Annotated in this window: 14 protein-coding genes and 1 riboswitch; of the genes, 6 read left to right on the top strand and 8 right to left on the bottom strand. The window is 65.2% G+C overall.

The genetic code is table 11. From position 1 onward, the window contains the following. Nucleotides 1-92 precede the first annotated feature (92 nt). On the top strand, nucleotides 93-491 hold the full coding sequence (locus CTR55_RS23800) for a DUF1090 domain-containing protein (RefSeq protein ID WP_296289945.1): 399 nt from the start codon (nucleotides 93-95) through the stop codon (nucleotides 489-491). A 163-nt stretch (nucleotides 492-654) separates the two neighbouring features. Here the strand turns inward: CTR55_RS23800 and CTR55_RS23805 are convergent, their stop codons facing one another. The 3 genes from CTR55_RS23805 to CTR55_RS23815 all read right to left on the bottom strand — a co-directional run bounded on the left by CTR55_RS23805 (nucleotide 655) and on the right by CTR55_RS23815 (nucleotide 2,583). Further along, complete coding sequence (locus CTR55_RS23805; protein ID WP_296289948.1) at nucleotides 655-1,122, bottom strand: cytochrome c; 468 nt, start codon at nucleotides 1,120-1,122, stop codon at nucleotides 655-657. A gap of 143 nt (nucleotides 1,123-1,265) precedes the next feature. Continuing rightward, nucleotides 1,266-1,652, bottom strand: a complete 387-nt coding sequence (locus CTR55_RS23810) for an MAPEG family protein (protein ID WP_151188562.1) — start codon at nucleotides 1,650-1,652, stop codon at nucleotides 1,266-1,268. Nucleotides 1,653-1,752: 100 nt separating this feature from the next. Beyond that, the gene (locus CTR55_RS23815; RefSeq protein WP_296289951.1) at nucleotides 1,753-2,583 is read right to left on the bottom strand and encodes an EamA family transporter; all 831 of its coding nucleotides are present in this window, start codon (nucleotides 2,581-2,583) and stop codon (nucleotides 1,753-1,755) included. Nucleotides 2,584-2,729: 146 nt separating this feature from the next. On the opposite strand from CTR55_RS23815, the gene CTR55_RS23820 reads away from it, so the two are divergent. Together CTR55_RS23820 and CTR55_RS23825 are read left to right on the top strand one after the other, a co-directional pair. Beyond that, the gene (locus tag CTR55_RS23820) at nucleotides 2,730-3,344 is read left to right on the top strand and encodes a LemA family protein (protein ID WP_296289953.1); all 615 of its coding nucleotides are present in this window, start codon (nucleotides 2,730-2,732) and stop codon (nucleotides 3,342-3,344) included. Next, nucleotides 3,341-4,330 carry a YgcG family protein gene (locus CTR55_RS23825; protein WP_296289954.1) on the top strand — a complete coding sequence of 330 codons (990 nt, stop codon included), beginning with the start codon at nucleotides 3,341-3,343 and terminating at the stop codon, nucleotides 4,328-4,330. The genes CTR55_RS23820 and CTR55_RS23825 overlap by 4 nt, the downstream gene beginning before the upstream one ends. 15 nt (nucleotides 4,331-4,345) lie before the next feature. Here CTR55_RS23825 and CTR55_RS23830 read toward each other — a convergent pair whose 3' ends face one another. The 5 genes from CTR55_RS23830 to CTR55_RS23850 all read right to left on the bottom strand — a co-directional run bounded on the left by CTR55_RS23830 (nucleotide 4,346) and on the right by CTR55_RS23850 (nucleotide 8,607). Beyond that, nucleotides 4,346-5,122: an ABC transporter ATP-binding protein gene (locus tag CTR55_RS23830; RefSeq protein ID WP_296289955.1), complete on the bottom strand. Its 777-nt coding sequence runs from the start codon at nucleotides 5,120-5,122 to the stop codon at nucleotides 4,346-4,348. Beyond that, the gene (locus tag CTR55_RS23835) at nucleotides 5,122-5,928 is read right to left on the bottom strand and encodes an ABC transporter permease (RefSeq protein ID WP_296289957.1); all 807 of its coding nucleotides are present in this window, start codon (nucleotides 5,926-5,928) and stop codon (nucleotides 5,122-5,124) included. Before CTR55_RS23835 ends, CTR55_RS23830 begins: the two co-directional genes overlap by 1 nt. A gap of 70 nt (nucleotides 5,929-5,998) precedes the next feature. Next, entirely contained in the window at nucleotides 5,999-7,006 is a 1,008-nt protein-coding gene (locus CTR55_RS23840) for an ABC transporter substrate-binding protein (protein WP_296289959.1), read from the bottom strand. A 179-nt stretch (nucleotides 7,007-7,185) separates the two neighbouring features. Next, nucleotides 7,186-7,593 carry a hotdog domain-containing protein gene (locus tag CTR55_RS23845; RefSeq protein WP_192435919.1) on the bottom strand — a complete coding sequence of 136 codons (408 nt, stop codon included), beginning with the start codon at nucleotides 7,591-7,593 and terminating at the stop codon, nucleotides 7,186-7,188. 105 nt (nucleotides 7,594-7,698) lie between these two features. Beyond that, complete coding sequence (locus CTR55_RS23850; RefSeq protein WP_296289963.1) at nucleotides 7,699-8,607, bottom strand: LysR family transcriptional regulator; 909 nt, start codon at nucleotides 8,605-8,607, stop codon at nucleotides 7,699-7,701. Nucleotides 8,608-8,835: 228 nt separating this feature from the next. On the opposite strand from CTR55_RS23850, the gene CTR55_RS23855 reads away from it, so the two are divergent. The 3 genes from CTR55_RS23855 (at nucleotide 8,836) to ahcY (ending at nucleotide 13,229) form a co-directional block, all read left to right on the top strand. Continuing rightward, complete coding sequence (locus CTR55_RS23855; protein WP_296289965.1) at nucleotides 8,836-10,017, top strand: acyl-CoA dehydrogenase; 1,182 nt, start codon at nucleotides 8,836-8,838, stop codon at nucleotides 10,015-10,017. A gap of 135 nt (nucleotides 10,018-10,152) precedes the next feature. Further along, on the top strand, nucleotides 10,153-11,376 hold the full coding sequence (locus CTR55_RS23860; protein ID WP_296289966.1) for a CaiB/BaiF CoA-transferase family protein: 1,224 nt from the start codon (nucleotides 10,153-10,155) through the stop codon (nucleotides 11,374-11,376). 308 nt (nucleotides 11,377-11,684) lie between these two features. After that, nucleotides 11,685-11,797, top strand: a riboswitch (S-adenosyl-L-homocysteine riboswitch). 22 nt (nucleotides 11,798-11,819) lie between these two features. After that, the gene (ahcY, locus tag CTR55_RS23865; RefSeq protein WP_236199115.1) at nucleotides 11,820-13,229 is read left to right on the top strand and encodes an adenosylhomocysteinase; all 1,410 of its coding nucleotides are present in this window, start codon (nucleotides 11,820-11,822) and stop codon (nucleotides 13,227-13,229) included. The last annotated feature ends 58 nt before the right edge of the window (nucleotides 13,230-13,287 follow it).

Below are 13,287 nucleotides of genomic sequence, written 5' to 3' on the forward strand. Positions count from 1 at the left end.
TTGTTCTGGGGCAGCCCCCCATGCTCCCGCCCATGGCAAACTCTAGCCGTTGACTCCAACGTCATAGTGTTTGGTAACCAAGGACTCCGAAAATGTTCCGAAGCTCTGCTCTGATGGCCGCCGTTCTCGCCCTCGGCTGCGTCAGCCCGCTGCTCGCCGCCGAGGCTGCCCAGCAACCGCTGACCGGCTGCGCCGCCAAGCGCGCGGCACTCGAAACCCAGCTTGAACAGGCCAAGGCCCAGGGCAACGGCAGCCGTGTTGCCGGCCTGCAGACCGCACTGGAGAAGGTGAAGACCTACTGCACCGATGCCAGCCTCTCGCAGGAGCGCAAGCAGAACGTGCTGGAGGCCGAGAAGGAAGTCGCACAGCGCGAGAAGGACCTGCGCAAGGCGATGAACAAGGGCGATTCCGAGAAGATCGAGAAGCGCAAGGACAAGCTGGCCGAGGCCCGCGCCGAGCTGGAGCAGGCCAAGCGCGAGCTGGAGGAGTAAAGCCGTGCTTCGCGGGGCACTGCTGTCTGTAGAAGCGAGCTTGCTCGCGAAGCGTTTCGCGTCGAGCTTCTACAGGACAGCAGAGGCAGCCGGGACGCTCAGGCGGGTAGCTTGATCGCGAGCAAGCTCGCTCCTACGAAAAGCAGCGGCGCAGGAGGCCGTGTCAGAGCGCGCGGAATTTCTTGTGGCAGGCTTCGCAGGCGTCTTCCACCGCGGCAAAGTCCTTGCGCACGCCTTCAGACGTCGGCGCGACGTTGCGGGTGTTCTCGCCCAGGGCGCGGACGGCCTGCTCGAAGGTCTTGGCGTCGGCCTGGAATTCCAGCTGGCGCTGCCAGATTTCCGCCTTGGCGCGGGTGTCGTCGCTGTCCACCTGATCAGCCGGCGGCTGGGTGGTCGGGAAATACTGCCAGGGCTTGTCAGCCAGCTCGCCCAGCTTGGTCGAGTTCGCGCGGAACTTCTCGCCATCGAAGGGGATGCGCCCGCGCAGCATGCCACCCATGTCCTCGCTGGTCTTGAGCATCTCCTTGAACACCGCCTGGCGCTTGTACTCCGGCGAGTTGGGGTCCTGGCGATGGCAGCCGGCGAGCGCCGTGCCGGCAAGCAACAGTACGAGCAGGGTCTTCAACTTCATGGGGGACTCTTGTAGGACGGCTAGACACGGAAGCGCCGGATTATCCGCCCCGATCCCCGAATGTTCCAGACCACACACAATCAGCTGCGGCCATCCGCCGCAGCCGCGCACCTTTCGTTCAGCCGTCGTTCAGGCCCTTCCGGTCAGGCCGAGACGACGAAGATGGCGATGATCAGGCCCATGCCGAGGAACCACACCAGCGACCGCAGCAGCGCCAGGTCGGCCACGTAGAAGATCAGGTAGAGCAGGCGGCTGGTGACCCAGGCGATGGCCAGGCGGTCAATGGTGGCGGGCTCGGCGTTGTTCACCACGTAGGCGATGATTACCGCCGCGGCGAAGGCCGGGGTGACCTCGAAGCTGTTCATCTGGAAGGCATTAGCGCGTTTGCGGTAGCCCTCCAGGGTGGCGAGGAAGGTGCGTGGGTCGTGGTTCTGCCGGGGGCCGAAGCCGCCGCCGGTAAACTTGGCGAGGCTGGTGCCGACGTAGGGCAGGAAGATCGCGATCAGGACGCACCAGAAGGCAATGGGCATGGCGAAACTCTCGTCGAGGGGAAAGCGCGCAGCTTAGGTCATGGCCACGCGCCACGTCCTTGACCAGCTTGGCGGCTCGGCCTGTAGCCGGGGCCAATCCTCAGAGCTTCATCACCAGCATGCCCGCCAGTACCAGGCTGCACGCGGCCAGGCGCGGCAGGCCAAAAGGCTCCTTGAGGAAGCGCATGCCGAACAGCACCACCAGCAGCACACTGGTTTCGCGCAGCGCGGCGGCCTCGGCGATGGAGCCCAGCTGCATGGCCCAGAGCACCAGCCCATAGCTGAGCAGCACGCAGAAGCCGACGCTCAGGCCCAGTTTCCAGTCGCTGATCCAGAACTTGGCGAAGGCGCGGGTTCGCCCGACCAGCGCCACCAGCGGGAACGGCAGGCCGGACAGCAGCGACAGCCAGACCAGGTAGTCCAGAGGCTTGGGCCAGAGCTTCAGCGCGTTGCCATCGGTCCAGGTGTAACTGCCGATGCACAGGCCCATCAGCAGTACGGTGGGATAGGCGATCCATGGCAGTTTCGAGCCGCCGCCGCCCTTGAGCAGGAACAGCATGCCGACCGGGATCAGCAGGATGCCGAGAATCTGTTTGTCGGTCAGGTGTTCGCCACCGAAGTACAGCGTCAGCGCCAGCACCACCAGCGGCGACAGCCCGCGCATCAGCGGGTAGACCAGCCCCAGGTCGCCGACCTTGTAGGCCTGGATCAGCAGCACCCGGTAGACCAGTTGCAATGACACGGCGGCCAGCAGCCAGGGCCAGACTTCGGCAGGGGGAATCTCGATCCAGGGCAGCAAGGCCAGCCCGGCAGCGAGGCCGACCATGTCCATGCAGGCGACCACCAGCAGACGGTCATTGCTGAATTTGACGAGGGTGTTCCAGGTGGCGTGCAGCAGGGCGGCCAGCAGCACCAGGGTAGTGGCGAGCACGGAAACGAACTCCTGGTATAGACCAGAACGATTCTACCCTGAGCCACCCCGTTACCGGCAAGCACCGGCTGTTTCGGACATTTCCATCTGACCTGTCAGCCGGAACTGACCTAGACTGGGCCTTTTCGCCAGCACGAGCGCCCGCCATGCCACGTTTGATCAAGTTTCTCACCGGCTACATCCTCGTCACCCTGCTCTCCGGCTGCGGCTATAACGCCATGCAGGCCGGCGACGAACAGGTGAAGGCCGCCTGGTCGGAAGTGCTCAACCAGTACCAGCGCCGCGCCGACCTGGTCCCCAATCTGGTCAGCACCGTGAAGGGCTACGCCGCCCATGAGGCCTCCGTCCTGACCCAGGTGACCGAGGCACGCGCCAAGGTCGGCAGCACAACCATCAATGCAGATCAACTGGACGACCCGGAGGCGCTCAAGCGCTTCCAGCAGGCCCAGGGCCAGCTCAGCTCGGCGCTGTCGCGCCTGATGGTGGTTTCCGAGAACTACCCGCAGCTCAAGGCGGACGGCCTGTTCAAGGACCTGCTGACCCAGCTCGAAGGCACCGAGAACCGCATCACCGTCGCCCGCGGCCGCTATGTGAAGGCCGTGCAGGAGTACAACGTGATGATTCGCCAGTTCCCGCAGGTGATCACCGCGAAGATCTTCGGCTACAAGCCCAAGGCCAACTTCAGCGTGGAAAACGAAGCCGCCATCTCCACCGCGCCTAAAGTGGACTTCGGCAACGCGCCGGCGCAGCCCGCGCAATGACCCTGCCGCGCTGGCTGCTGGCCGCCCTGCTGCTGTGCTGGGCGGCCGTGCTGCAAGCCGCGCCGGTCGCCATCCCGCCGCTCAGCGCCCGCGTCACCGACCTCACCCAGACCCTCGACGCGAGCCAGCGCGCGCAGCTGGAAAGCCAGCTCGCCGGTCTGGAGCAGCGCAAGGGCGCGCAGATCGCCGTGCTGCTGATCCCCACTACCGGCGAGGACAGCATCGAGGACTACGCGGTACGAGCCTTCGAACAGTGGAAACTGGGCCGCAAGGGCGTGGATGACGGTGTGCTGCTGGTGGTTGCCAAGAATGACCGCGCGCTGCGCATCGAGGTCGGTTACGGCCTGGAAGGCACCATCACCGACGTGCAGGCCGGGCGCATCATCCGCGACACCATAGTCCCGCACTTCAAGACTGGTGACTTCGCCGGTGGCATCCAGGCCGGCGTGGACAGCCTGGTAGCGCTGGTAGAACCGCCAGCGGCGGCCCCCGCCGAACCCGACGAGAACGCAGCGGATCAGCTGCCGCAGACGGGCCCGGCCGAGAACTACAGCGACGCCTACTCCAACCGCAACGCCAGCGCCGCCGAAGAGATTCCACCCGCGCGCCTGGTGGCGCTGCTCGGCCTGCTGGTCGGTGTGCCCCTGCTGGGCATGCTGCTGCCGGTGTCGTGGATGCGCCAGCGCAGCATGGGCCGCTACCTGCTGTGCAGTGGGCTGGTCGGCGGTATTGCCGCAGGCGTGCTGCTGGCCGCCGAAACCAACCCCATCGCACTGCAACAACAGATGATCGGCGCCTTCTCGATTCCCCTGGTGCTGTACCTCTTCTTCCTGCCACCGATGTGGCTGACCATGGGCGTGCTGCAACTGCTCATGACGATCATCAGCTCGATCGGCCGTGGCGGGCGCGGAGGTGGCGGTGGGGGCGGCGGTTTCCGTGGCGGCGGTGGCTCCAGCGGCGGCGGTGGAGCCTCCGGCCGCTGGTAACACCGATGAGCAGAATTACAGGGCGGCGACGCCCTGCTCTTCTTCGCGGATCGAGCGCAGTACCTGGCGCTGCAGGTCGATGAACTCGGCGCTGGCGGCCATGTCCTCGTGGCGCGGGCGGCCGAGCTTCACGTCGAAGGTCGTCTTGATCCGCCCCGGCCCCAGCCCCATCACCACGATACGGTCGGACAAGTACACCGCCTCTTCCACGTCGTGGGTAACGAACATCACCGTCAGCCGGTGGGTTTCCCAGATGCGCGTGAGCAGCTCCTGCATCTGGTGGCGGGTCATGGCGTCCAGCGCGCCGAAGGGCTCGTCCATCAGCAGGATCTTCGGCCGGTAGGACAACGCACGGGCAATCGCCACGCGCTGCTTCATGCCACCGGAAAGCTCATTCGGATAGGCCTCGGCGAACTTCGTCAGCTTCACCAGCTCCAGGTGTTCGTCGGCAATCTCGCGGCACTGCGCGCGGGACATGCCAGCCGCCTTGAGGGCGAACTCGACGTTCTGCCGCGCGGTGAGCCAGGGCAACAGGGTGTAGGACTGGAACACCACGCCACGGTCCAGACCGGGCCCTGCGATCGGCACGCCATCGACCTTCACGCTGCCGCTGTCGAATTCTTCCAGGCCGGCGGCGATGGACAGCAGCGTGCTCTTGCCGCAACCCGAAGTGCCGACGATGGAAACGAACTCGTTGTCCGCCAGGGTCAGGTCGATATGGCGCAGCACCTCGCGGCGTTCCTTGCCGACCGCGAAGCTCTTGTTCAGGCCGGAAATTTCCAGGGTCGCCATCAGCTGCGTCTCCGGTTGTAGCGGAACAGGACCTTCTCGCCGGCGCGCATGGCCTGGTCGGTGATCAGGCCGAGGAAGCCGAGCAGAAGGATGTAGCCGATGATGGTGTCGGTCTGGAAGAAGCGCTGGGACACGGTGATGCGATAGCCCAGGCCCGAGGTCGCGGCCACCAGCTCGGCCAGCACCAGCCAGGTCCAGGCCCAGCCGAGGCTGATCCTCAATGCATCCCAGATGCCCGGCAGCGCGCTGGGCAGAACGATCTTCAGCAGAATGTGGCGGTCCGGCATGCCGAGGGTGCGACCGAGGCCGACGAAGTCCGCCGGCACGCGCTTGATGGCATCCATCACCATCAGCACCTGCTGGAAGAAGGTGCCGATCCAGATGATGAGGAATTTCTGGAAGTCGCTGGTGCCGGCCCAGAGGATCGTCAGCGGGACGAAGGCGACCACCGGCATGTAGCGCACGAAGTCCACCAGCGGCTCGGTGGCGGCCTTCCAGAAGCCGTAGCAGCCGGCAAACACGCCGATCACGATGGACATCGCCGAGGACACCAGGAAGGCGACGGCGATGCGGTACACGCTGACTTTAAGGTCCGACCACAGGGTGCCGTCGGCCGCCAGCTTGAGCATGCGCGCCCAGACATCGCCGGGTGCCGGCAGGAAGATTTTCGGCACCGTGCCGCTGGCGCCGGCCAGCCACCAGAGCAGCGCCAGCAGGACGAACACGGCGCCGCCGATAAGCAGAAAATGGCGCTGCGCAATCGGCTTGCCGATGGTGAACAGCGGGTTGGATTTGCGGGCTTTCATGCAGGACTCGTCGAACGGTCAAAGACGCGCGCCGGCTCGGGGCCGGCGCGCGTGGCACTTCAGAGGGGCATCAGAGGGCTTCGACGAAACGCGCGTCGATGGCCTGCGCCGGAGTGACCGGCTGCTGCAGGATGCCGGCTTCGCTGGCAGCCTTCTGGATGTGCTCGAAGGAGCCTTTCTGGAAGCTGCCTTTCAGCTCAGCCTTGTTCTCTTTCACCGAGTAGAAGTGCACGCCGTCGAAGGCGCTGGTCAGCTCGGACTCGTCGGCGCCCACGCCCTTGGCGATGGCCGCGCGGCCTTCGGCACCCTTCTCGTTGTAGTGCTTGAGGCCGGCTTCCCAGCTCTTGATCAGCGCCAGCACCTGGCCGGGACGCTCCTTCAGCACTTCATCACGGACCACGAACACGTCGCTGATGATGCCCGGATCATCCGAGCCCTTGTACAGCAGGTTGACCTTGGGGTTCTGCTGCTTGGCGGCGGACAGGTACGGCTCGTAGGTCACCGCGGCCGGAACCTGCCCGGCGATCAGTGCGCTACCGGCGCTGGCGGCGGGCATCGGCACCGGCTGCACGTCGGCGATGGTCAGGCCGGCCTTGCGCAGGGCACTGTGCAAAAGGATGTCGCTGGTGGTGCCTTCTTCGTAGGCGACCTGCTTGCCCTTGAGGTCGGTCAGGGTCTTGATCGACGGATCGACGATCAGTGCATCGGCGCTGGTGCTCTGGTCCAGCAGCAGGACGATCTTCACCGGCAGGCCGGCGGCGACCATGGCCATGGCGGTGTGGGTGGCGAGGTTGCCGCCATCGATCTGGCCGCTGGCCAGGGCGGCGTTCATGTCCTTGTCTTCGGTGAAGTTGACCAGTTCGACCTGCTCCAGGCCGTTGGCCTTGAAGGCACCGGCCTGCTCAGCCACGTACCACTGGCCGTAGCCCAGCCAGGGCTGCATGCCCATCTTGAAGGTGCCTGCCTCAGGCTTGATGTCAGCCTTGAGCGGTGCGGCGTGCGCGGCGCCGGCCAGCAACAGGCTGGCGCAGGTAGCCACGGCCAGTTGGCGCAGCGCGGATGCGAAGGTGGTGTGCATGGTCTCTCCCCGGTCATTGTTCTGATGCAGTCAATCTGCAAGATCGGCGGGGAGCAGCGTCGGCCCATGCCCGCCGTGGGCGGGCAAAGGCTCACACTCAATCGACGCAAATGCAAAGGTTTTCGCCGGGGATCGGCTTGGCTCCGGGCCCGCAGGCAATCACCTTGGCAAGTCAGCCATCAGGGCTGCGGAATGGCGTCGTCCTTGAACTGGTCCTTGATATAGAGAATCTCGGTGCGGCCATGGGGTGCCGGCTGGCCGTCCGGGCCGATATTGACGAAGACCATCCGGTCGACCGTGAGAATGCTCTTGCGGGTGATCTTGTTGCGCACTTCGCAGCTCAGGGTGATCGAGGTGCGGCCGAACTCGGTGGCGGTGATGCCCAGCTCGATGATGTCGCCCTGGCGCGCGGAACTGACGAAGTTGATCTCCGAGATGAACTTGGTGACCACGCGCTGGTTGCCCAGTTGGACGATGGCGTAGATCGCCGCTTCTTCGTCGATCCACTTCAGAAGACTGCCGCCGAACAGGGTGCCGTTCGGGTTGAGGTCTTCAGGCTTGACCCATTTGCGGGTATGGAAATTCATGGAAGCTCCTTCTTGGGAGGTTGCGCCTCGTGAGCGCGATGACGGGGAAAGCCCCGCCGGCTATGCAAGTCTGGATCAGCCCCGCCTCAGGCACCTTGCCATGGCTCAGCCGAGCCCGGCTTCGGCGCGGTATTGCGCGGCCTCGTCGACCAGCCAGTCGCGGAACGCGCCCAAGGTCGCCGACTCCACCTTGCGCTCGGGAATCATCAGGTAATAGGCATTTTCGCTCAAATAGGCATGTTGCATCGGCACGATCAGCCTGCCGTCGGCCAGCTCCTGCTGGATCAACATCGGCGGGATCAGCGCCATTCCCATGCCGTGCATCGCGGCCTGGGCGAGCATGGAGAACAGTTCGTAGCGGGTGCCGCTCATGTCGTGCGCCACGCTCATGCCCAGCGAGCCGAACCACTGGCGCCAGGCGTAGGGCCGGGTGGTCTGCTGCATCAGTGGCAGCGCGGATATCTCGGCGGCCGAGAGCTCGCTGCGCCCGCCCAGCAGCTCGGGGCTGCACACCGGCACCGGGTTCTCGTGCATGAGGAAGTTGGCCACCGTACCGGACCAAACACCGTCACCGAAATACAGCGCAGCATCGAACTCGGTGTCAGCAAACAGGAAGGGCCGGGTGCGGTTGGTCAGGTTGACCGTGACTTCCGGGTGCAGGCGCTTGAAGTCCTTCAGCCGCGGCAGCAGCCACTGGGTGGCAAAGGTCGGCACCACGGCCAGTTCCAGCGTGCCGCCACCCTGCTGGCCCATCACCGCCAGGGTGTCGCGCTCCACGGCGTCCAGGCGCTGGGCGACGCGGCGGCTGTAGTTGAGCCCCGCCTCGGTCAGCTTCACCCCACGCCGTGAACGGCGGAACAGCTCGACACCGAGGAACTCCTCCAGCGTGGCGATCTGCCGGCAGATCGCGCTCTGGGTCAGCGACAGCTCGTCGGCGGCCTTGGTGAAACTCTCGTGGCGGGCGGCGGATTCGAAGGCGACCAGCGCCGCGGTGGTCGGGATTTTGCGTCGCATCGAATGCCTCTTCGGAATATCGCGATGCGCGAGACTCGCTGCAAACACCTTGAACAGAGGCGTTATCGCGAATAGTCGCTGCAATCCTGTATTTACGGAGTGACAAAATAGCACAACAGCATGCGAATTAGTCGGTTGCCCGGCTTCCCGACGGCTGACTAGGATGGCCCACACCGAGCCCGCCTAGACTTGTGCGGGTCATTCACCGTCTGCGTTCGAGGTTTCTCCATGGCGACCAAAGCAAGCTTCAACTGGGAAGATCCGCTGCTGCTGGATCAGCAACTCACCGAAGAAGAGCGCATGGTGCGCGACAGCGCCTATCAGTTCGCCCAGGACAAGCTGGCCCCGCGCGTGCTGGAAGCCTTCCGCCATGAGCAGACCGACCCGGCGATCTTCCGCGAGATGGGCGAAACCGGCCTGCTCGGCGCGACCATCCCCGAACAATACGGCGGCAGCGGCCTGAACTACGTGTGCTACGGCCTGATCGCCCGTGAAGTCGAGCGCATCGACTCCGGCTACCGCTCGATGATGAGCGTGCAGTCTTCCCTGGTGATGGTGCCGATCAACGAATTCGGCAACGAAGCCACCAAGCAGAAATACCTGCCGAAACTGGCCAGCGGCGAATACATCGGCTGCTTCGGCCTGACCGAGCCGGACCACGGTTCCGACCCGGGCTCGATGATCACCCGCGCCAAGAAAGTCGACGGCGGCTACCGCCTGACCGGCGCCAAGATGTGGATCACCAACAGCCCGATCGCCGACGTCTTCGTGGTCTGGGCCAAGGACGACGAAGGCCAGATCCGCGGCTTCGTCCTGGAAAAAGGCTGGGAAGGCCTGTCCGCCCCGGCGATCCACGGCAAGGTCGGCCTGCGCGCCTCGATCACCGGCGAAATCGTGATGAACAACGTGTTCTGCCCGGAAGAGAACGCCTTCCCGGAAGTGCGCGGCCTGCGTGGTCCGTTCACCTGCCTGAACTCCGCCCGCTACGGCATCTCCTGGGGCGCCCTGGGTGCCGCCGAAGCCTGCTGGCACACCGCTCGCCAGTACACCCTGGACCGCAAGCAGTTCGGCCGCCCGCTGGCCGCCAACCAGCTGATCCAGAAGAAACTGGCCGACATGCAGACCGACATCACCCTCGCCCTGCAGGGCTGCCTGCGCCTGGGCCGGATGAAGGACGAAGGCACCGCCGCCGTCGAAATCACCTCGATCATGAAGCGCAACAGCTGCGGCAAGGCGCTGGACATTGCCCGCCTGGCCCGCGACATGCTCGGCGGCAACGGCATCTCCGACGAGTTCGGCGTTGCCCGCCACCTGGTCAACCTGGAAGTGGTGAACACCTATGAAGGTACCCACGACGTCCACGCGCTGATCCTCGGCCGCGCCCAGACCGGTATCCAGGCGTTCTTCTAAGCGCCTCGCGCCGGCCCGAGCTCATCAAGAGTCGAGCCGGCGCACGTTTTACCTCTCGCCCGAGAGGCCCCGGGGAGGACCGTGGAGTCCCCGCACTGCGCCCTCCCCGCCCCTATTCACGCTGCAGGTGATTGCATGTCCGGCGCCCTTTCGCACATCCGTGTCCTCGACCTCTCCCGCGTTCTCGCCGGCCCCTGGGCCGGGCAGATCCTCGCCGACCTCGGCGCGGAAGTGATCAAGATCGAGCGCCCCGGCAGCGGCGACGACACCCGAGCCTGGGGCCCGCCGTTCCTGAAGGATGCAGACGGCCGCGACACCAGCGAAGCGGCGTATTACCTGTCGGCGAACCGCAACAAGAAATCCCTGACCATCGATTTCACCCAGCCCGAAGGCCAGCGCCTGGTGCGCGAACTGGCGGCAAACGCCGACATCGTGCTGGAGAACTTCAAGGTCGGCGGGCTGAAAGCCTACGGCCTGGACTACGACTCACTGAAAGCGCTGAACCCGAAGCTGATCTATTGCTCGATCACCGGCTTCGGCCAGTTCGGCCCCTACGCCAAGCGTGCCGGCTACGACTTCATGATCCAGGGCCTCGGCGGCCTGATGAGCCTGACCGGCCGCTCCGACGCCGAGGAAGGCGCCGGCCCGGTGAAGGTCGGTGTCGCGCTGACCGACATCCTCACCGGCCTGTACTCGTCCACCGCGATCCTCGCTGCCCTCGCCCACCGTGACGTCAGCGGCATCGGCCAGCACATCGACATGGCGCTGCTGGACGTGCAGGTCGCCTGCCTGGCCAACCAGACCCTGAACTACCTGACCACCGGCAACCCGCCGCGTCGCCTGGGCAACGCGCACCCGAACATCGTGCCGTACCAGGACTTCCCCACCGCCGATGGCGACCTCATCCTCACCGTTGGCAACGATGGGCAGTTCCGCAAGTTCGCCGAACTGGCGGGCCACCCGGAATGGGCCACCGACGAGCGCTTCGCCACCAACCAGGCGCGCGTGGCGCACCGCGAGGTGCTGATCCCGCTGATCCGTCAATCCACTGTGATGCGCACCACCGCCGAGTGGATCGCCTTGCTGGAACAGGCCAGCGTGCCGTGCGGCCCGATCAACGACCTGGCGCAGGTGTTCGCCGACCCGCAGGTGATCGCCCGCGGCCTGCGCGTGGACCTGCCACACCCGCTGGCCGGCAGCGTGCCGCAGGTGGCCAGCCCGATCCGCCTGTCCGAGACCCCCGTCGAGTACCGCAACGCCCCGCCGACCCTCGGCCAGCACACTCAGGAAATCCTCGAGGGCGTGCTCGGCCTGGACCCGGCCGCCATCGGCAAGCTGCGCGACAGCGGCGTGATCTAAAGCCTCCGTAGGGCGAATAACGCCTCAGGCGTTATCCGCCGTCCGTCGGTCCAAAAGCCAGGATCGGCGAATAAAGCGTGCCGCTTTATGCGCCCTACGACTGACAATCGGCGCCTGCTTCCGCGGGCCCCAACGATCCCCGAACGACGCCCGCGCCAGGGTTTTCACGGCCCCTGGCGCGGGCGCGGCGGGGAACCGAGGCGCGATCCAATCCGGATCGCGACCAAAAGCCTTTGGCTTGTCATGCGCCATGGCTATAATCCGCAAGCTTCAATAACGGCCGGCACTGCCTGAGTCGTTCCCGCCACCTGTCCGAGGGGCGCTGCAGCAGGTCGATTCGCTTCGGCTTGTCAGGCTCGGATGGGGCGCGTCACGGTCGGCAACCGCCGATCGCCAAACGCATCAACGGCGCCCATTCGCAGACAACGAATGGAGAGTTACGCATGAGCGCTGTCATGACGCCTGCCGGTTTCACCGACTTCAAAGTCGCCGACATTTCCCTGGCCGCCTGGGGCCGCCGCGAGCTGATCATCGCCGAGTCCGAAATGCCGGCTCTGATGGGCCTGCGCCGCAAGTACGCCGCCAGCCAGCCGCTGAAAGGCGCGAAGATCCTCGGCTGCATCCACATGACCATCCAGACCGGCGTGCTGATCGAGACCCTCACCGCGCTGGGCGCCGAAGTGCGCTGGTCGTCCTGCAACATCTTCTCCACCCAGGATCAGGCCGCCGCTGCCATCGCCGCCGCCGGCATCCCGGTATTCGCCTGGAAAGGCGAGACCGAGCAGGAGTACGAGTGGTGCATCGAGCAGACCATCCTCAAGGATGGCCAGCCGTGGGACGCCAACATGGTGCTGGACGACGGCGGTGACCTGACCGAAATCCTGCACAAGAAATACCCGCAGATGCTCGAGCGCATCCACGGCGTTACCGAAGAGACCACCACCGGTGTGCACCGCCTGCTCGACATGCTCAAGGCCGGCACCCTGAAAGTCCCGGCGATCAACGTCAACGACGCGGTCACCAAGAGCAAGAACGACAACAAGTACGGCTGCCGTCACAGCCTGAACGACGCCATCAAGCGCGGCACCGACCACCTGCTGTCGGGCAAGCAGGCCCTGGTGATCGGCTACGGCGACGTGGGCAAGGGCTCCGCGCAGTCGCTGCGTCAGGAAGGCATGATCGTGAAGGTTTCCGAAATCGACCCGATCTGCGCCATGCAAGCCTGCATGGACGGCTTCGAGCTGGTTTCCCCGTACAAGAACGGCCTGAACGACGGCACCGAAGCCAGCGTTGACGCCGCTCTGCTGGGCAAGATCGACCTGATCGTCACCACCACCGGCAACGTCAACGTCTGCGACGCCGGCATGCTGAAAGCGCTGAAGAAGCGCGCCGTGGTGTGCAACATCGGTCACTTCGACAACGAGATCGACACCGCCTTCATGCGCAAGACCTGGGCCTGGGAAGAGGTCAAGCCGCAGGTGCACAAGATCCACCGCACCGGCGCCGGCGACTTCGATCCAGCCAACGACGACTACCTGATCCTGCTGGCCGAAGGCCGCCTGGTGAACCTGGGCAACGCCACCGGCCACCCGAGCCGCATCATGGACGGCTCCTTCGCCAACCAGGTGCTGGCGCAGATCTTCCTGTTCGAGCAGAAGTACGCTGACCTTTCTGCCGAGAAGAAAGCCGAGCGCCTGACCGTCGAAGTGCTGCCCAAGAAGCTCGACGAAGAAGTGGCCCTGGAAATGGTGAAAGGCTTCGGTGGAGTCGTCACCCAGCTGACCCCGAAACAGGCCGAGTACATCGGCGTGACCGTGGCAGGCCCGTTCAAGCCGGACACCTACCGCTACTGATGTGCCAGGGGGCAGACGAGCAATCGTCTGCCCCTTTTGCCATCCAGCGCCATCCGGA

Source organism: Pseudomonas sp., from assembly GCF_002796985.1.
Classification (GTDB): domain Bacteria; phylum Pseudomonadota; class Gammaproteobacteria; order Pseudomonadales; family Pseudomonadaceae; genus Pseudomonas.